Origin of the sequence: Candidatus Poriferisodalis sp. (assembly GCF_965215815.1) — a bacterium.
Lineage (GTDB): Bacteria > Actinomycetota > Acidimicrobiia > Acidimicrobiales > Poriferisodalaceae > Poriferisodalis.
In genome coordinates this window covers 1,437,118-1,456,482 of sequence record NZ_CBDCEO010000012.1, presented here as the reverse complement: position 1 = coordinate 1,456,482, position 19,365 = coordinate 1,437,118, and the positions used below count along the sequence as shown (strand labels likewise).

Annotated in this window: 12 protein-coding genes; 5 read left to right on the top strand and 7 right to left on the bottom strand. The window is 67.0% G+C overall.

Annotated features, from left to right (window positions below):
• Window positions 1-171 precede the first annotated feature (171 nt).
• The 3 genes from ACOOHB_RS08425 to ACOOHB_RS08415 all read left to right on the top strand — a co-directional run bounded on the left by ACOOHB_RS08425 (window position 172) and on the right by ACOOHB_RS08415 (window position 8,803).
• Window positions 172-6,285: an Ig-like domain-containing protein gene (locus ACOOHB_RS08425; protein ID WP_420444340.1), complete on the top strand. Its 6,114-nt coding sequence runs from the start codon at window positions 172-174 to the stop codon at window positions 6,283-6,285.
• Between the two features lie 442 nt (window positions 6,286-6,727).
• A complete protein-coding gene (locus tag ACOOHB_RS08420; RefSeq protein ID WP_420444339.1) occupies window positions 6,728-7,780 on the top strand; it encodes a transposase in 1,053 nt (350 codons plus the stop codon).
• 54 nt (window positions 7,781-7,834) lie between these two features.
• Window positions 7,835-8,803: a transposase gene (locus ACOOHB_RS08415; protein WP_420444338.1), complete on the top strand. Its 969-nt coding sequence runs from the start codon at window positions 7,835-7,837 to the stop codon at window positions 8,801-8,803.
• Window positions 8,804-8,836: 33 nt separating this feature from the next.
• On the opposite strand, the gene ACOOHB_RS08410 is transcribed toward ACOOHB_RS08415, so the two are convergent.
• From ACOOHB_RS08410 to ACOOHB_RS08390, 5 genes are all read right to left on the bottom strand, one after another.
• Window positions 8,837-9,229, bottom strand: coding sequence for a VOC family protein (locus ACOOHB_RS08410; protein WP_420444337.1), 393 nt, complete (start codon window positions 9,227-9,229; stop codon window positions 8,837-8,839).
• Between the two features lie 142 nt (window positions 9,230-9,371).
• Window positions 9,372-10,004 carry an MFS transporter gene (locus ACOOHB_RS08405; RefSeq protein ID WP_420444336.1) on the bottom strand — a complete coding sequence of 211 codons (633 nt, stop codon included), beginning with the start codon at window positions 10,002-10,004 and terminating at the stop codon, window positions 9,372-9,374.
• A complete protein-coding gene (locus ACOOHB_RS08400; protein WP_420444335.1) occupies window positions 9,976-10,686 on the bottom strand; it encodes an MFS transporter in 711 nt (236 codons plus the stop codon). The genes ACOOHB_RS08405 and ACOOHB_RS08400 overlap by 29 nt, the downstream gene beginning before the upstream one ends.
• A gap of 25 nt (window positions 10,687-10,711) precedes the next feature.
• Window positions 10,712-11,122, bottom strand: coding sequence for a protein-L-isoaspartate O-methyltransferase family protein (locus ACOOHB_RS08395; protein WP_420444334.1), 411 nt, complete (start codon window positions 11,120-11,122; stop codon window positions 10,712-10,714).
• A 40-nt stretch (window positions 11,123-11,162) separates the two neighbouring features.
• On the bottom strand, window positions 11,163-11,528 hold the full coding sequence (locus ACOOHB_RS08390) for a transposase (RefSeq protein ID WP_420444333.1): 366 nt from the start codon (window positions 11,526-11,528) through the stop codon (window positions 11,163-11,165).
• Between the two features lie 297 nt (window positions 11,529-11,825).
• Between ACOOHB_RS08390 and ACOOHB_RS08385 the strand changes: the two genes are divergently transcribed.
• The gene (locus ACOOHB_RS08385) at window positions 11,826-12,449 is read left to right on the top strand and encodes a hypothetical protein (protein WP_420444332.1); all 624 of its coding nucleotides are present in this window, start codon (window positions 11,826-11,828) and stop codon (window positions 12,447-12,449) included.
• A 593-nt stretch (window positions 12,450-13,042) separates the two neighbouring features.
• Here ACOOHB_RS08385 and ACOOHB_RS08380 read toward each other — a convergent pair.
• On the bottom strand, window positions 13,043-13,246 hold the full coding sequence (locus tag ACOOHB_RS08380) for a hypothetical protein (protein ID WP_420444331.1): 204 nt from the start codon (window positions 13,244-13,246) through the stop codon (window positions 13,043-13,045).
• A 223-nt stretch (window positions 13,247-13,469) separates the two neighbouring features.
• Here ACOOHB_RS08380 and ACOOHB_RS08375 point away from each other — a divergent pair, with 223 nt between their 5' ends.
• On the top strand, window positions 13,470-16,259 hold the full coding sequence (locus ACOOHB_RS08375) for a SwmB domain-containing protein (RefSeq protein WP_420444330.1): 2,790 nt from the start codon (window positions 13,470-13,472) through the stop codon (window positions 16,257-16,259).
• A 535-nt stretch (window positions 16,260-16,794) separates the two neighbouring features.
• On the opposite strand, the gene ACOOHB_RS08370 is transcribed toward ACOOHB_RS08375, so the two are convergent.
• The gene (locus tag ACOOHB_RS08370) at window positions 16,795-19,281 is read right to left on the bottom strand and encodes a SwmB domain-containing protein (protein ID WP_420444329.1); all 2,487 of its coding nucleotides are present in this window, start codon (window positions 19,279-19,281) and stop codon (window positions 16,795-16,797) included.
• Window positions 19,282-19,365 lie beyond the last annotated feature (84 nt).

Sequence of the window (19,365 nt, the reverse complement as noted above, 5' to 3'; positions counted from 1 at the left end):
GGTGTGGATTCTCTGAAGGAGTGCGGCGTCAGCGGACCCGGAGACGGCACAACAGCAGGAGATGCCTGAATGGATCGATCCACATCCTGTGTGCCTGCGCTGAGTGTGCACCGGACCGGAGCGATCCCGACTCAGGCGTGGCGGCTTCTTTGTGGGGGGGGAGCGGGATTGATGCTGGTCGCCGCGACCGTGGGTGGGGTCGGCACGGCGGGGGCGCAGACCGAGAACACCCCGCAGGTGAGCAGCACGGGTCCGTTCACGGTGGCCGAGGGATCGGTGAAGGTGGCCCAGATGACGGCGGAGGGTTTCAGCGAGGACGCTGAGGCCCTGTTCTGGTCGATCCTCACCGACGCCGGCTCCGGTGCCGACGGCTACAAGTTCAAGCTGCGGCTCGATCATGTGCTGGAGTTCGTAGAGCCACCCGATTTCGAGCAGCCCACCGACGACGACGACGACGGCACCTATGAGGTGACGGTCAAGGTCAGCAACGGCGCTGGCACTGACCCGGCCGAGGCGACCGCGGATATCAGCGTGACGGTGAGCGATGTCGGTTTCACCGCTTTTGATGTGAGCACGCTGTCTGTGGACTTCGACGAGAACCGCCATTTGCGGGTGGCGACGCTGAACGCGGGCGATCCGGTGGTGGAGTGGTCGTTGAGCGGGCATGACGCGGGCTGGTTCCGCATCGCGGGCGGGGTGCTGAGGTTCAGGTCTCAGGAGGCGGGGGGTCCGCCGGACTTCGAGTCGCCGGGCGACGCCGACGCCGACAACGTGTATGTGGTGACGGTGGCCGCCGAGGAGGACTCCACCGACGCCGACACCACCGACGCGAGCTCGGTGGCGGTGTCGGTGACGATTCTCAACGTCGACGAGCCCGGCACGGTGACGCTGTCGGACACGGTGCCCACCATCGGCGAAGAACTGACCGCGTCGCTAGGCGATCCAGACGGCGGCGTCACCGACATCGAGTGGGTGTGGGAGCGTTCGGTGGGCCGCTCAGCGTGGGAGGTGATCGACGCCGCGACCAGCGCCACGTACACCCCGACGGCGGCGGACTCTGAGGACTATCTGCGGGTGACGGCCACCTACACCGACGCCCACGCTGCGGCAAAGACGGCGCATGCGGTGGCGTCGAGCCCGCCGCTGGGCGAGCTGTTGAGCAGCCTCAGCGTCGCGACATCGTCGACACGCCAGATGTACCCGGCGTTCGACCCCGAGGTGCTGCACTATGCGGTGGGCTGCGATTCGGAGGTGACGTTGTCGCTGTCGGCCGCGAACCCCGACGCGCGCGTCTCCGTCGACGGCATCCAGCAGCCTGCAAGCACGGCCGAAGTCACGGTGTCAGGCTTGCACGACGGCGTCAACGTCGCCGACAGGAACCACAGCGGACCCGACGCGAGCGACATCGAGATCGTCCTCAGCGACGCCGGCGGGTCGAGCACCACCTATGTGGTGCACTGCATCCACGACGACTACCCCGAGATCACGCCCATCCGCAATGCGACCTCCGACGGCGTGATCGAGGACCTGATCCTGCTGCACCTGCAGCCCACCCTGGAGGCCGGGGTGTACCCGTCCATAGTCGACACGAACGGCGTGCCGCGCTTTCACCGCCACACGTCCGGCAACGGCCCGTTCTTCCGGGTGTTCCAGATCGACGGGCGCTACCGGTATGCGTGGGCGCAGGCCAACCCTGGCACGGAGAACAAGTGGATCATCCTCAACGAGTACTTCACCGTGCTCGACAACAAGGTCACCACGGCACCGCCGCTGGTAAAGACCAACGCCCACGATTTCCGCATTCTCGACAATGGCAACTATCTGTTGATGTCCTATGAGCCGGCTTATCTCGACCTGCGCTTCATGGAGACGTTGATACCGGAGATCTCCGACCCTGCACGGGTGCTGACGGACGATTCGGTCGTCCAGATCATCACGCCCCGCAAGCCGAACGGCACCGCTGTGTTCACTTGGAACTCATTCGACCAGATGGACGTGAGGGACTGCTTGAGCCATCGTTTCCCGAAAGACTACGCCCATGGCAACAGCCTCCAGTATTGGGAACCGGAAGGCCGGGACCAGGACTGGGTCGTGGTCAGCCTCCGGGGCTGTTCAGCGGTCGCGGTGATCGACGCCGACACCGCGGAGACGGTGGCGAGGATCGGTCGCACGAATCTCAGCGCAGATGAGTGGGCCGCGGCCGGCAAGGGCGATCCGCCGCTGACGGTCCTCGACGACCCCCATGGCGAGTTCTGCGGGCAGCACAGCGCGTGGATGCTGCCGCATGAGCATCTCGTGCTGTTCGACAACGGCAACTCTTGCGTCAGTGATGCGCGCACCGGCGAGACGGTCAGGAACAGCAATAGGCCCGACCGGTTCAGCCGGGTCGTCGAGTACGACTTGGATCTCGACAACGGCGAGGCGGTCTTCGTGCGCCACCACTCGCTGCACGGTGCGGAGAACCGGGAGGGCCGTTCGTCGGGCCATGTCGATGTGCTCGACAACGGCGACTGGCTGATCGGCTGGGGCCGAGCCTCTCACGACACCGATCCCGAGACGGCATGGGGACCCGACGAGGCGGTCACCCAGGCCGATCCCGACACCGGCGAGGAGAAGTTCGCGCTGCAGATCTCCGAGCCCGCCGGCTTGCTGCTCGACGTCGACGGCGACGGCGACACCGAGCGGGAGCAGATGAGGGTGAGGCCGATCCCGGTGAGCCCGGTCGCTCTGGCGCCCGACCGGCTCGAGCTGGAGTCAGGGTTCGCGGCGGGCAGCGAGCACACCGAGGGGTTCTTCACCAGTGCGCTGGCTCGGCCCACGGTGGTGGTGAGCTTCAACCAGCCGGTGGTGGACTTCGACGAGACCACTGCGTCGATCACGGTGTCGGGCGGCTCGCTGGAGTCGGTGGCGCCCCATGTGGTTGCGGGCGAGCCGGCGCACTCGTACCTGCTGACGCTGGCGCCCGCCGGCGAGGCGGCCATCACCGTGAGCCTTGTGACCTCGCAGGCCTGCGACGCGGGCGGCGTGTGCACGGCGGACGGCTCGACGCTGTCGGAGGCTCCCGCGGCCCACCGGCTGCGCTTCAGCAGCCCGCCGGCGGTCGACGACGCTTCGCTGGTCTTCGATGTGGACGAGAACACCACCGCGGTCGGGCGGCTGAGCGCCACCGACGACGACACCGCAGCGAGCGGGCTGGTGTGGTCGCTGGCGTCTGGAGTGACCGGTCGTGACGACGCCGAGTTCACGCTGAACTCGGCCGGGGTGCTGAGCCTGAGGGTGGGCAAGGACTTCGAGGCTCCCGACGACTTCGACGGCGACGGCACTTACGAGGTGATGGTGCAGGTCAGCGACGGCGACACCACGGTGACCGCGCTGGCCGAGGTGACATTGTTCGATGTGGACGAGCCGGCGGATATCTCGCTTTCGGCGAGCGGAGGCGTGACCGCGACGAACAACGCGCTGGCGGTGGATGAGAACCACGACGGCTCGCTGGCGGTGTTCAGTGCGAGCGACCCCGAGAACAAGGCGGGCCTCACCTACACGTGGTCCCTTGGGGGGACCGATCGGGGCGATTTCGCGATCACATCGGCTGGTGTCCTGTCGTTCGTGAATGTTCCCGATTTTGAGCGTCCGGTCGACTCGGGCGGCAACAACGTCTATGGCGTCACGGTGAGCGCCCGAGACAGCGACGACAAGACTGGAACCATCGCGGTCACCGTCACCGTCGACGCCGTCAATGAGCGGCCCGCCATTGCTGGCGACGCCGCGGTCAGCATCGAGGAGGAGGGCGCGCTGCTGGTCGGCACGTACCGGGCCGCAGACCCCGAGGGCGCCCTCATCGCGTGGCCGCCGCTGGCTGGGGTCGACAGCGACAAGTTCGACTTCACCGCCTCGACTGGCAGGCTGGTGTTCAAGGCGTCGCCGGATTATGAGGACGCCGCCGACTCTGGTGGCGACAACGTCTATGACGTGACGCTGAGCGTCTCCGCCGGCGGACACACCACGGCGCTCGATGTCGCGGTCACTGTCACGAACAAAGACGAGAACGGCACGCTCGGTTTGTCGTCGCCGCGGCCGCAGGCCGATGCGGACTTCACCGCCACGCTCGGCGACCCCGACATTGTGTCGTCGTCGGCGTGGACCTGGGAGCGCTCGATGAGCCGCAGCGGACCGTGGACCGTCGTATCGGGCGCCCGCGGCGGCGTCTTGACGAGCACTTACAGGCCCGTCGCGGGCGATGTCGGCTACTACCTGAGGGTGACCGCTGATTATGCCGACGGGCACGCGCCGGACAAGAGCCGCGCTGTGGTGTCGGCCTACACTGTGAGGGCGGCTCCGGTCGCCAACGTGGCCCCGTCGTTCGACGAATCGGCGCCGACGCGCAGCATCGCGGAGAATGCTCGGGCGCATGCAGTCGTGGGGGCGCCGGTGACCGCCACTGACACTGACAGCGGCGACGTGGTGACCTATGAGCTGTCAGGGTCGGACCTGTTCACGGTCGACAGCACCAGCGGACAGATCCGCGTCGTTGCCGACGAGTCGCCCGATTTCGAGGCGGCACCCTCTCACAGCGTGACCCTCAAGGCCAGCGACACCTCCAACGCGAGCGACACGGTGACTGTGACTATCGAGGTCACCGACGTGAATGAGCCCCCGGACGCCGTTGGGGACACCGCGACCGTGAGCGAGGACGGCGCTGTCATCATCGATGTGCTCGCCAACGACGAAGACCCAGAGCACGACCGCAGCGCTCTGACGCTCAGGGTGACCGCCAGCCCGCGCCGGGGGAGCGCGACGGTGAACGAACCGGCCAATGCCGGCGAGAGGCGCACAATCACCTACACGCCCCGAGCCGACTATCACGGGGCCGACACCTTCACCTACGAAGTCCGAGACGCCGGCAGCCCTTCGCTGTCGAGCACCGCCACCGTCTCGGTCGTAGTCGACCCGGTGAACGACCCGCCGTCGTTCGCGTCGCCGACTCTGACGCGCAGCGTGCGTGAGAGCGCGACTTCCGGTGCAAAGGTCGGATCGCCCGTCGCCGCGAACGACGTGGACGGTGATGTGCTCACCTACCGCATGTTCTCTGCGGAGTTCGAGATCGATTCGTTGACGGGACAGATCACCGTCAGCGACGGGATCAGCTTCGACATCGGCACCCAGGACGCCTACACCGTCACCGTCGACGCCGACGACCCCGACGGCGAAGGAGCGACTGTTGAGGTGGCCATCACCGTCACGAGCGGGACCACCGGACCCACCGGACCCACCGGACCCACTGGACCCGCCGGTCGCGGTGGCGGTCGTAGCAGCGATTTCGATGTGGGTGTTGCGACTTTTGTGGTGGCCAATGGGTGGTCGCCGGCCGATGTGGGTGTGGCGTCGGTGTTGGCGGCGCGCACTGATGGCGCGGTGGTGGTGTACACCGCGGGGGACATGCTGTCGGCTGAGACAGCGATGCTGCTGCGCGAGGCGTCGCCTGCTGAGGTGGTCATCGTGGGCGGCAACGCGGCGGTGTCACGCGGCGTGCGCACCCAGATCGGTGCCGCGTCGCCTGAGTCGGGCATATCGCGTGTCGCCGGCGCTGGTCGTGCCGACACCGCGGCGCGCATCGCACGGCGCATTCTGGGCGCGCCTTCGCACGCCGGCCGGGTCACGCTGGTGGTGGCCAACGGCTGGTCGCCGCCCGACATCGGCGCGGCAGCCGCGCTGGCTGCGCGCAGCGGCCGCTCCGCGGTGATCTACACCTGGCCCCACAGGCTGCCCGAAGCCTCAGCGGCGCTGCTGCGCGATTACCAGGTCGCCCGGGTGATCCTCATCGGCGGCACAGCAGCGATCAGCCAAAGCACGCAGGACACGATCGCCGCGGCGACCCAGGCCAGTGTCTCGCGGCTCACCGGCGCCGATCGTGTCCACACAGCCGCCCAAGCAGCCAGACGCGTGCTCGGCAGCCCCGCCGCAGCCCCCGACGGCGTCACCCTGGTGATCGCGAACGGCTGGTCCGCGCCCGATGTCGGCGTCGCCGCCGCACTAGCAGCAGCCACCGACAACTCCGCAGTCGCCTACACCTCCCAAGGAACACTGCCCGCTGCGACAGCGGCGCTGATCCGCGACTACCGGCCCAGCCACATCATCGTCGTGGGCGGCCGCGCAGCAGTCACCAACGACGTCCGAGAAGCCATCACCCAAACCGCACCCCCCAGCACCGACGTCCGACGCATCACCGGCAGCACCCGCACCGACACCGCCGCACGCGCCGCACGTCGCATCCTCGCAAACCCCTGACCGTTGACATCGCGAGCCCACACTTCGACTCATGCGCGGTGCTTTCGACACGGTTGAGCCCGACAGAACTGATGTCGGGTCGTCACGTCGAGGCTCATCAAATCATCAGCCGCGAACTCTCGGCACCAGTTGACGCGACGGGCAGGGACCAGACGAGCCGGCTGCCCCGAAGACACGAACCGGACACCCTCGCAAGCCGCGCCGTTCGATCGCGGTACACCGGCGCTGCCGCCCCAAATACACGACACGCATGTCGGTGCGCGTGAGGTTGTATGCACGTGAAGCGGGTGGGCCGCCCACGGCGGAGTGGCGCTGGCGGCGGCCGTAGTCGTGGACCCGGCCAGGCGAAACCCAGCCAGTCCTCGTTGTGCTGAGCGTGTGGGTGCCCAATATTCGGTCGGGTGCGCTGACCAGGCATGATGCGCTTGCATCCTGGGGTCCTATGTGTCGCATTCTGTACCGGTTCCTCGCTTCGTTGGCCCACTTGGCTGTTCGCTCGGGACGCTCAAAGGACCTCGAGATCATCGTGTTGCGTCACCAGCTCACAGTGCTGCACCGCCTGAACAACCGACCAGCCCTCGCGGAGAAGGAGCGAGCCCTGCTGGGCGCTGTCGCGGCGGCGCTGTCGCGACCGCAGCGAGCCGGCTGGCTCGTCACACCAGAGACCCTGTTGCGTTGGCACCGACAGCGGATCGCCCGCCACTGGACCCAACCCTGCCGGGCGCCCGGGCGGCCCTGCACCTCTGTGGAGCTGCGTCGCCTCATCATCGAGATGGCCACCAGCAACCCCACGTGGGGCTACCGCCGCATAACCGGCGAGCTCGTCGGCCTCGGCCACCGCGTTGGAGCCTCCACTGTGTGGAGAATCCTCAAACACCACCGCATCGATCCCGCCCCGCAGCGCTCGAGCGTTTCCTGGACCCAGTTTCTGCGCTCCCAGGCCGCCGTTGCCTGTGACTTGGTAACCGTCGACACGGCCCTGTTGCACCGCTGCTGCCTGTTGTTGTTCATCGACGTCGCCAACCGCGAGGTCTTCTACGGCGGTATCACCGCCAATCCGACGGGCGCATGGACCACCCAAGCCGCCCGCAACCTCTTCGTGCGTCATCGCGACCGGTTCACCCACACCCGGGCACTCGTTCGTGACCGCGCCAACCAGTTCGTCAACGACTTCGACGAGATCTTCCCAAGCGAAGGCCTCAAGATCTTGCGCACCCCGGTCCGCGTCCCCGTGGCCAACGCGTTCGCCGAACGTTGGATCGGCACCCTGCGCCGAGAGCTCCTCGACCGCACCATCATCTGGAACCAACACCAGCTCGAACACCTCGTCACCGACTACATCGACCACTACAACGCCCACCGGCCCCACCGCTCGCTCGATCAACGGCCCCCAGCGCCGACGCAACCGCCAAACGCCAACGGACAACAGCAGCTTCGAATCATCCGAGCGACACGCTGCGGCGGACTCATCAACGAATATCGAAAAGCCGCCTGACCAGCCACGACAGGGTTTCGGGCACCCACACGCTCGAAGGACCTTGAGATCATTGTGCTGCGCCACCAGATCGCAGTCCTTCACCGCCTGAACAACCGACCAGCGCTCGCCGACGAGGACCGGGCCCTGCTAGGTGCGGTCGCGGCGGCGCTGTCGCGACCGCAGCGAGCCGGCTGGCTCGTCACACCAGAGACCCTGTTGCGTTGGCACCGACAGCGGATCGCCCGCCACTGGACCCAACCCTGCCGGGCGCCCGGGCGGCCCTGCACCTCTGTGGAGCTGCGTCGCCTCATCATCGAGATGGCCACCAGCAACCCCACGTGGGGCTACCGCCGCATAACCGGCGAGCTCGTCGGCCTCGGCCACCGCGTTGGAGCCTCCACTGTGTGGAGAATCCTCAAACACCACCGCATCGATCCCGCCCCGCAGCGCTCGAGCGTTTCCTGGACCCAGTTTCTGCGCTCCCAGGCCGCCGTTGCCTGTGACTTGGTAACCGTCGACACGGCCCTGTTGCACCGCTGCTGCCTGTTGTTGTTCATCGACGTCGCCAACCGCGAGGTCTTCTACGGCGGTATCACCGCCAATCCGACGGGCGCATGGACCACCCAAGCCGCCCGCAACCTCTTCGTGCGTCATCGCGACCGGTTCACCCACACCCGGGCACTCGTTCGTGACCGCGCCAACCAGTTCGTCAACGACTTCGACGAGATCTTCCCAAGCGAAGGCCTCAAGATCTTGCGCACCCCGGTCCGCGTCCCCGTGGCCAACGCGTTCGCCGAACGTTGGATCGGCACCCTGCGCCGAGAGCTCCTCGACCGCACCATCATCTGGAACCAACACCAGCTCGAACACCTCGTCACCGACTACATCGACCACTACAACGCCCACCGGCCCCACCGCTCGCTCGATCAACGGCCCCCAGCGCCGACGCAACCGCCGAACGCCAACGGACAACAGCAGCTTCGAATTGTCCGAGCGACACGCTGCGGCGGACTCATCAACGAATATCGAAAAGCCGCCTGACCAGCCACGACAGGGTTTCGGGCACCCACACGCTCAGGACGAGTAGCTAAACAGCTCAACCTCGTTGCCGTCGGGATCGCGGACGTACACCGACGAGCCCCAGCCTCGGGCCCCGAACAGCCGCTCGGCTCGACTCACCACCTCCATGTCTGGGTGGGCCACGATCGACTCCACATCGCCGACGACCCATAGGGCGAAGTGCGCTAGGTTCTCGCCGCTTCGGTCCGCCTCGACGAGGTCGATGATCGTGCCCTCGTCGATCCGGACCGACACGAAGGGCGCCTCACCCGCCTTCCACTCCTCGTACCGCACCGGCGCCAGCCCCAGCCGATCGCAGTACCAGCGCAGCGAGCGCTCTGCGTCGGCCACGTTCAACACGATGTGGTCCAGCCCCCGCACCTCGGCCATGCCCCCAATATCAACCATGTTCCCAGTATGCGTCATGGCCGGCTCGTCCGCGTCAGCGCGTTTCCTTGACCCACTGCCCGCGCGCCGAACTTCCCGTCGCCAAGGGAAAAAATCCCCCTTCAAGTCCAGGAAATCCGTCCGGACGGGGCGAGGTCGAGGGTTAGGTGTCGGGTTGCACTTCAGCGAAGCGGTCGATGCTCCGCAACTCGGGGAACCACAACAACCAGATCGCAACCACGGCCAGAGTGCCCACGCCGCCGAACACCACCGCTCCAGCCACGCCGAGCAGCGCGCCGGCTACGCCCGACTCGAAGGCGCCCAGCTCATTCGATCCCCCGATGAACACGTACTCCACGGCCATGACACGTCCCCGCATCTCCTCCGGCGTGGCCAGCGGGACGATCATGCCGCGGACGAAGATGCTCACGGCGTCCGCGCCGCCCAGAACCAGCAGCGCTACGAAGGCGACAATGTACGACCGGGTCAGGGCGAGCGCGATCGTCCCCACGCCGAAGGTGGCCACCGCGGCCATCAGCGATGGACCCACGCGCCGCTGAAGCGGTCGCACCGACAGGGTCACCATCACTGCTGAGGCCCCGATGCCGACCGCAGCCGCCAACCAACCGAGACCCACGGCGCCCACGCCGAGGCGCTTCTCGGCAATGGCGGGCAGAAGCGCCATCGCGCCGCCCAACAACACCGCGAACAGATCGAGAGAGATCGCTCCGAGCAGCACCCGGTTGCGCCGGACGTAGCGCAGGCCCTCAAGGGCGTGTGCGAGCGCGGACCGCACCCCGGCTCCGGCCGCGCGCAGCCCGTTGCACGTCGCCCGACGGCACCAGCATGAGCAAGCCGATCGCGGCTGCCGAGGACCCGGCGGCCAGCAAGTACGGGAGGGCCGGATCGATTTCGAAGGCGAAACCGAACGTCACTGGACCGACGATGAAGCCCGCCTGCCACCCCGCAACGTTCAACGCCACCACCCGCTCTCGGGCCCCTTCCGGTGCCAGGTCCACCGGCAAGGCCCGGCTTACCGCCATGAGGAAGGCCCGAGCGGCGCCAAACGCGACGACCAAGCCGTATATGGGAAGCACCGACGTCGGATCCGACGCGACGTAGAAGTACAGGCCGACCGAGGCAAGTGCCTCGCCGCGCCGTGCACGGCGAGCGCGCTGTCGGCGGTCGTCGGCGTGGACGTCGGGCGAGGCGATGTGACGCTGGCGGTCCGACGGCGTGTCGTCCACGTGGAGCACGTCGGGCTCGACCACCCGCCACGGCCCGGTCGGCTCGTCGTCGGCGGCGAGTCGGATCGACTGGCCAATGTGGTGCGCGAAGAACATCAGGTACCGGCCCGGCGGGTCCGGCATCCAACCGGGGGCGGGCAGAACCGACGGCCCATTGACGTTGAACCGGTCGTGGTCGCGGGGCACTCTGGGCGTAGTGGCGTCGATGATGCGGCTGCGGGACTGCGTCATGGGATCGGTGTGGCCGGGCCGGGGCTCACCGGTCAGGCCCGAAGCCGTGGGCGCCGATGAGCGGGACGAATCGCACCGGCGTGAGCCGCTCCGAGCGGTAGTCCTCGGCGGGTGCGGGGTCCCCGTCCTCGCGGAGGTCTCCAGTAGCGGGCCGGGTGTAGCGCATCAGGAACTGGTCGTGGTGGCGTGAGCCCACGGGCATAACCGGGCGCCCTCTCGGCGCGGGCTGCTCCAGCAGGGGTGGCGGCGGCGCCGGACCGGCCGCGGTGACCACGATGGCGTCGTAGGGAGCCTCCTCGGGCCAGCCCAGCGTCCCGTCGCCCACCACGACCTTGACGTCTCCCAGGCCCTGCCCGGCCAGCGCGGCCCGGGCCTTCTCGGCCAGGCTGGCCCTGCGCTCTATGGTCACCACCCGGCCGGCCAGGGCTCGCAGCACCAGGGCGCCGTTGAATCACCCCGTGACGTTCCTATAGATGTCAAGTGCGGGTTGTGAGGGTGGAGAGGTCGGCTCGGAGGGTGCGGTAGAGCTCTCGGGCGACGAAGCGTTTGAGGCAGCGGATGGCTTCTTTTTTGGTCTTGTGTTCGGCGAGGCGGCGGTCGGTGTAGCTGCGGGTTCGTTCGCAGTAGCGGAGCCGGACGATGACGATCATGTGCAGAGCTCGGTTGGCGTCGCGGTTGCCGGCGAAGTTGAGTCGGCGACGGATTGTGCGCCAGCTGGATGCGGGGACCGGCGCGGTCGTGCACAGGTGAGCGAAGGACGCAGCGGATCTCGTGATCAGCGAGCAGCCGGTCTGCATCGTCGCTGTCGGCAATAGCCAGCAGTTCGGCCCATGCCGTGCCACTCGGGGCACGTTCCGGAAATGGTCGAAACCGACCAGGATCGCGCCCTGCGCGCCACCCTGACGTGGGGTTTTGTCCAAAACGCGTTCTGTAGACAGGCCAAACGCGTTCTGCGGAGACCGGTGCGAAATTCGCTGACCTGGGGACACCCAATTTTGCACAGCCGCCGTACTTGGACGCGACTTGGAGGGGACGATTGACAGGCGACCGTCGAGTCCTCCACTATTACGCCCGGCCCGGCTGGTCCAGATGTGGGCCAACGCGTTCGGGCACGGCCCACATGACAGAAGGACGGCCACATGCTTGATGCAGCCATCATCGATCCCATCGAGGAGCGGCTCGAAAATCACCGAGGACCACGATCACGGGCGACGGTCGCGGCGCTGCTGGCCGCGGTCATCCGCAACGCCGAACTAGGCCGGCCCTACACCCGTCGTGCTGTGACCGAGACGCTGAACAGCTTCACCCGCGACGAACTGGCCGAGCTGGGGGTGCGGTCTGCCGACCAATCCCCGGAGCCGTTCAGCCAGGAATCAGCGCTGAGACGCATGAAGCAGCTCGAAGGCGCACCCGAGAAGGGCTGGGCCGTGGACGGCGTCGAGTACGGCTTGGACTGGTTCGCCCGAGCGATGATCTCGGCTTCCCTGCCGGACGGGAACGAACCGGCAGTTCTCGCAAAGGCGGACGACTCGACGGTATTCCCCACCTTCGCCGAGGCACGCGAGGTTGCCTCAGACCGAGGCTTCACCTCCCAGACGTACAAGGACGGCATGGACCGCCGCGACACGGCCGAAGCCACATCTGAGGCACTCCGAAGCGACAGCGGTCTGCCTCGCGGGCGCGCAGCAGCCCAGATCGCAGCGACAGCCGCTGCAGTCGCGCACAATCGGCGAACAGCCGCGCAGAACGGCGACGCCGACTGAGTGAGTCAACCGGAGGACGAACTGTCCGAGCCGAGCTGCGAACCACCAGAGCGAACACAGTGCGCCATCGTGTGCATCAGGCCACGAGCTGAAACCGACGCTGACCGCATTCGATGCTCGTGTGTTCCACGAAGCCGTGGCGCAGCCCCCTGACCTGGGATTTTGCCCAATGGTGCCAATTCCGTCGACGTAGCAGCCTCAAGCAGCTACACCAAAAGTGGAGTACCCCCCCCCCCCCCCCCCCCTTCAAAAGTGGAGCCCTAGTCTTGAGGCTCATCGGGACGAACAAAGCCGCAGGTCAGAGGCACCGGGCGCTAACTCGCAAACAAGCCACGACGGGCTTGTTCGCGACATCGACGGCCCACTCCCCGCACACATCTTCACTGTTGAGTAGAGACTCGGGGTGATTCACCCACGGCCTGGACTTTCCGCAGAAATGCCGCTGTAGGCGGCAATCTTGCGCAGAGAATTGCTTGGCATCGGACTTTGTGCACAAATGCCGCCACAGACAGCAAATTTGCACAAAGAAGGCGTGACAGCAGCTTTCCGAGACGTCACCTATCCGCGCGGCCGCTAAGAACGGCCCGGAGCACTCAGGTTTGGCGGCGCTGTCGCATCCACAGCCACACGGTCAATGAGACTTGCAGGCCGGCTATCAAGAGCACTCCGCCCGACACAGCGCTGCCGAAAGGCAACGGAACCGACATCGATCCTGCATAGGCGAGCAGGAACAGACCCGCGGTGACAGCCCAGCCTGCGAGCAGCACGATCAGAAAGCCCCGGGGGATGCCTCGCAACGGCGAGGCTCGCAGCGCTGCCCAGTCGTCGCGCGAGTCGCGGCTGCCGGTCCTTGCTCGGTGCAGCCATCGATGCCGTTGGACTCGGGCTGAGACAGCATGCCCGATGCGAGTAGTGGCAACTATCGGCGGTTATCTTGTCACCGTTTGCGGGCGGACTCGAGACCGGGTCACATGGATCGGCGCGACGCGGGGATCCCCGGTCGGGGCGCCAAGGGAGACGATGACGTACGAGAAGCGCGGCGAGCGGACCCTGCGCGTTGATGCGGCGGCGGTGAGCATGGGGGCGCCTGCGCGCACGCTCAGGTCTGTTCGTAGCGTTCGTTGTTGCCGCCGTGTGGGTCGGTTCGCTGTCGCTGCGGTCATAGCCGGTGCAGCGGTCGTCGCGGGCGTGTTGCCCGTGTCGGCTCAGGTTCTGTCGCCGGCTCTGAGCAGCGTTTCGGTGAATGGCTCGGCGCTGTCGTTGATGTTCAGCGACAGCCTCGATGAGGCATCGCTTCCGCCGGCGACGAGTTTCGCCGTCACGGTCAGCGGCGCATCGCGCGATGTCACTGGTGTGGGCATCGGTGGTCATGCGGTCACGCTGACGTTGGCAGATGCGGCGCAGGCAGGCGAGGTTGTGCTGGTCTCGTACACCGTTCCTTCGTCGAATCCGGTCCGAGGCGCCGGTTTGGTTGCGGTTGCCGCTTTCGCGGACGCCGCAGCAGTCAACGGCACGGCGCCTCGGGCGCCGGTCCTCAGCGGTGCGGTGATCGACGGGCACTTGGTCAGGCTGACCTATGACGAATATCTTCTCGACCTCGGCACCAACTCGCTCGCTTCAGGCTTCACGGTCACCGTCGGCGGCGTAGACCGGTCCGTTCTGTCAGCGACGGTGACCCCGTCGGCGGGCATCGACTATGTGACCTATGTGAACCTCGTCGTGGCTATTGCGGTGCAGGTGGGCGAGAGCGTGCTCGTCTCCTACGACCCTCCCGCATCGGATCCGATCCAAGATGTCGGCGGCACACCCGCCGCTGCTTACACCGACCGCTCCGCGACCAACACAACGAGCCAGACCAAGCCGGGACTCCTCGCCGCTGTAATCCGCGGGTCAGCGGTCACGCTGACCTTTAGCGAAACGCTCGACACCGGATCCGTCCCGCCCGCGGAGAGCTTCAGATTCGAAGTCGAAGGCGTGGAACGAGACGTCACTGACGTCACTGTGGGCGCGACCGAAGTCTCGCTCACGGTGGCTGGTGAGATGCAAGCGGGCCAGCACGCGCGTATCTCCTACACCGATGCGTCGTCGGGTCCGATCCGAGACCTCGAACACGCCATACCCGCCGTGGTATTCACCAACTACGCGGTGATCAACGGCACCGCAGCGCGAGCACCGTTGCTCGTGACGGCGACGGTGAACGCCTCGACGGTCACGCTGACCTACGACGAGGATCTCGACACAGCGTCCACTCCGCCGGCGACCAGCTTCGAGGTAACAGTTTCGGGCACCGCGCGGCCTGTGCAGTCGGCGGCGGTGCGCGGGCGAACCGTCGTGGTCGTCTTGGTATCGCCTCCAGTGGAGCCAGACCAGGAAGTGCGTGTCGAATACGACGCTGCCGCGTCGAGTCCGATCCGAGACATCGGCGGCACCCCTGCTGCCATAGTCGACCGCTTGGCGACTCGCTCCACGTCATCGCCCGCACCGGAGCTGCACACAGCGACGGTGAACGCCTCGACGGTCACGCTGACCTACGACGAGGATCTCGACACCGCATCCGCCCCGTCGGCGACCAGTTTCGAGGTAACAGTTTCAGGTACCGCGCGGCCTGTGCAGTCGGCGGCGGTGCGCGGGAAAACGGTCGTTGTCACCTTGGAAACGCCGGTGCAAGCAGGACAAGCCGTGCAATTGTCCTACACAGTGCCGACGTCGAGCCCGATCCAGGACCTGGGCGGAACTCCTGCAGGCCCGCTGACGGACCACTCGGTCGCCAACACCACGACTGCGGTCACGAAACCGACGACCAGACCCACCGGTGGTGGCGGCGGTAGCGGTGGCGGCGGTCTTGAGGAGAGCACTGCGGTGGTGATTGTGGCGAATGGTTGGAGTCCGGCTGATATCGGTGTGGCGGCGGCGTTGTCGGCACGTACGCCGGATTCGGCTGTGGTGTACACCGCTGGTGATCGTTTGTCGGTCGCGGCACGCGATCTGCTGGTGGATTACCTGCCTGCGGGAGTGATCGTGGTGGGCGGCGAGGCCGTGGTGAGCGACGCTGCATTGGTGTCTATGCGTCGGGCGTCGGAGTCCGATTCGGTCGAGCGCATCACCGGGGCGACGCGCACCGATACCGCCGCTGGCGTCGCGCGGCGGATCCTCGATGCGGCCGAGGAGGGCGGGGCGACCGTGATCATCGCGAACGGGTGGAGCCCAGCGGACATCGGCGTCGCCGCAGCGCTGTCGGCGCGCACACCTCGCTCGTCGGTCGCCTACACGGCGTCTGGCGCGCTGTCGGCCGCTACAGAGCGCTTGTTGCGCGATCATCGGCCGGCGCGGGTGCTGGTTGTGGGAGGCGAGGCCGCGGTCAGCCCTGCAGCGGTTGCTGAGATACGCGCTGCGGTGCCTGGTGCGACGGTGGAGCGAGTCAGCGGTGCTACCAGGACAGGAACAGCGGCAGGAGCGGCTCGCCGGTTCTTGGGTCCGCACCAAGGCGCAGCAACCGATGAGCTGACCGTCATTGTGGCCAACGGGTGGAGTCCGCCCGACATCGGCGTCGCAGCGGCGCTGTCGGCACGCACAGCGGGTTCGGTGGTGCTCTACACCGAAGCAGGACGGCTCTCCGCCGAAGCCGCCGAGGTGCTGCGCGATTACCAGCCGACGAGAGTGGTGTTCGTCGGCGGGCCTGCCGCGATCACCGCCGAGGCCAAGGCTCAAGCCAGCGCGATCGTGCCCGACGCAACTGCGCCGCGCTACAGCGGAGCCACCCGAACCCACACCGCCGCAGCCGTTGCACGCCGAACCCTCGGACGCCCATAGCCACTCACGCAACGAATACGCCGGACTCGTCCTCTCGGGATTCCAGATGCCCACTGTCGACAGCGGTGCAATCAGCGGCACTCCGGAGTTGAAAGGGGAGCGGCGCCATCAGCGAGTCCAACTGACCGCTGGAGGCGGCCGCCACGCAGTGACCCTTAGAGGCCGCGCGGACAGGCGACCATCCACCAGTCGTCGTGTTGGGCCCGCTGTGATGCGGGGTGCTTTCCGAACCGACGACATGGTGGAGGCGCCTGTTCATCATGCGCGCTTTGAGCAAGGCGGTGGTGGATGTCATCTGGGCGGCGATCGAGCCGCTGCTGCCCAGGCCGCCCGACGGTCATCCGTTGGGCTGTCACCGGCGCCGAATATCGGACCGGTAGTGCCTGCGGGGCATCGCCATCGGGCTGGACACGGCGTTGCCGGCCAGGTGCCGCAGGCCGCTGCAACAAAGCACAACACGACCAGGAACCCGAGCAACCTCTTCACGGCCATTCGCCGCCCCGAACCGGTCGATTCGACGTGCCACAGCGGCCGCTCAAGAGTTCGTGAGGATGCGTCGAGCGGCGCGGGCAGCGGTATCAGCACGATTGCCGCCGGTCACGCGCCGCACGTCGGCGTTGGGGAAGGCTTGGCCAATGGCTTCTCGCACGCTGTCGGCGACGGCTGTGCGACCTCCGATGATGATGATCTGGCTGGGCCGGTACTCGCGTATGAGCGTGGCCGTCGCATCGGGCAGTGTGTCTCGGGCGGTGTAGACGAACGCGGCGTTCTCGGTGGCGGCTGCCAGTGCCGCGGCGACGCCGACATCGGGCGGGGACCAGCCATTGGCCACCACGAGGGTCACGTCATCAGGCGCAGCGGCCGGATTGCCCAGCGCACGCCTTGCTGTTTGCGCGGCGGTGTCGACACGATCAGTTCCGGTCAGCCGTGACATGCTGGCCTCGCTTGCCGCCGCAGCAATTGTGTCCGCCACGTCTGTGCTGATCGCGGCAGTCCCGCCCATCAGGATCACTCGAGCGATCTGATAGTCGCGCAGCAGCGCAGCCGACGCTTCTGGCAGTGCGTCAGTCGAGGTGTAGAGCACTGCGGAGCGTCCGCTGCGCGCAGCCAACGCCGCCGCCGCGCCGATGTCGGGCGGGGACCAGCCATTGGCTACGACCAACGTGACCGGGCCGGCTCCCGGGGGTGCCCCCAGGATGCGACGCGCAGTGGCCGCCGCCGTGTCGGCACGGTCCGCGCCGGAGATGCGCGTGAGGTCGGACTCGGGCGACGCTGCGCGGATCTGCGTGCGGACATCACTCGATATCGCAGCATGGCCGCCCACCACGATCACCTCTACGGGCGAGGTTTCCCGCAGCAGCATCGCTGTCTCGGCCGACAGCGCCTCGCCCACGGTGTACACCACGACCGCACCCTCCGAGCGCGCCGCCAGCACTGATGCCACCCCCACATCGGCCGCGCTCCACCCGTTTGCCACCACAAGTGTTGCGACGCCAATGTCGAGATCGCCGCCGCCGCCGCCGCCGCCACCACCACCGCTGCCGCCATTGCCGCCTTGTTGCGACCGAGGCTCAGTTGTCGTCGGCTCCGTCGTCTTCGTCCCGGGGATGATGGCGGTGCGATCGACCGATCTGCTCGTCAGCGCGGACGCAGGGGTGCCGCCGATGTCTCGAATCGGACTCGATGACGGAGTGGCGTACGAGAAATGCACACGCCCTTGCGGGCTGTACACCGCCGGCGCCTCCAGGACCAATACGACGGAGCGGCCGCGTACCGCCGCAGACGCGATGGATCGCAAGGAGTTTCCGACTGTTGCCGAGAAGCTGGTCGCGGGCGGAGTCGAGCCGGTGTCGAGGTCTTCGTGATATGTGAGCGTGATCGTCGACCCGGACGCATCCAACACGGCTGTCCGGAACATCGGCGCTCCCGGGTCCGTGTGATTGGGAATCGCCCGATTGGTGTACGCGTCGGCCAGTAAGCCCCCGTCGCTCTGAATCGGGCTTGACGAGGGCACTACGTAGGAGAGACTCAGAGATTGGCCGGCTTGAACGCCGCCGGCCGTCGTCAACGAGACCGTCGTGTCGTCTAGGGCGACCCCGGTGACGGCTCGTTCGGTGCCGTCGACTTCGAGAGTGAAGCTTGACGTCGGCGGGGCTGAGCCGGTGTCGAGCGGTTCGCTGTAGTGCAGCCTGACCGTTGACTCGTTGTAGGACGTCCCACGCAGCGCTAGCGCGCTCAAGGAGGTCCGGTTGTACACAGCTCGGCTGGCGAACCCGGCTGCAGGAGTGCCGCCGACGTCTTGAACAGGACTCGACGACGGGACGGTGTAGGAAAGCTGCACACTCTGGCCCGCCTGCACTGCAGGAGTAACGATCAGCATTACAGAAGTCGAGGACATCATCGGAGAGACGACATCGTGGGCGGTACCGTCCACCATGATGCCGAAGCTCGACGCGGACGGGGCGAAAGCTGTGTCAAGGTACTCGTCATAGGTCAGCCAGACGATCAACTCGTTGACCCACACACCGCTGAGAGACGGCGCCCGCGCCGAAGTGCCGTTGGCGACCGCTTGGGCCGCGAAGGCCGCGACAGCGCCCGAGCTGGTGTCTCGGATGGGATTCGAGGCGGGCACCGAATATGAGACCTGCACGCTCTGACCCGCCTGCACCGCAGTCGCCAAAGTCAGCGTGACGGTGCGCGACGCCAGGCTCACGCCCCGAACGGCTCTCTCGGTGCCGTCGACCGTGACCGCGAAACTTGCCGCGGAAGGGGCTGAGGAGGTGTCGAGGTCGGTGCTGAATATCACCGTCAACATCAAGCCATCCACCGCAGCACTGTTCACGATCGGCGGAACCTGAGCCGATGCAGGCCAGACACCCACCAACACCGTCAGTGCCGCTACGGCCAACGCGGCTCCGAGCCGGCCCGGGCGGCGGCGGCCGCGACCTGCCGACACATGCGTGCGCGCTAGGGCTGCGGAGCTCGCGGCCGCGCAGCCCGGCACAGACAGATCTCGTTCCACCGTTTGTCCACCTCATGGCTATGGCCGAAACCCTGCATGAGGGCCGCACCAGCGTCGGAATGGTCACATGGGGTTGCACGGCGC

What these genes read in the sequence shown, in the direction of transcription:
- ACOOHB_RS08425 (WP_420444340.1), top strand. Translation starts at nt 172, where the DNA reads ATGCTGGTCGCCGCGACCGTGGGTGGGGTCGGCACGGCGGGGGCGCAG.
- ACOOHB_RS08375 (WP_420444330.1), top strand. Translation starts at nt 13,470, where the DNA reads ATGACGTACGAGAAGCGCGGCGAGCGGACCCTGCGCGTTGATGCGGCG.
- ACOOHB_RS08385 (WP_420444332.1), top strand. Translation starts at nt 11,826, where the DNA reads ATGCTTGATGCAGCCATCATCGATCCCATCGAGGAGCGGCTCGAAAAT.
- ACOOHB_RS08420 (WP_420444339.1), top strand. Translation starts at nt 6,728, where the DNA reads ATGTGTCGCATTCTGTACCGGTTCCTCGCTTCGTTGGCCCACTTGGCT.
- ACOOHB_RS08410 (WP_420444337.1), bottom strand. Translation starts at nt 9,229, where the DNA reads ATGGTTGATATTGGGGGCATGGCCGAGGTGCGGGGGCTGGACCACATC.
- ACOOHB_RS08400 (WP_420444335.1), bottom strand. Translation starts at nt 10,686, where the DNA reads ATGACGCAGTCCCGCAGCCGCATCATCGACGCCACTACGCCCAGAGTG.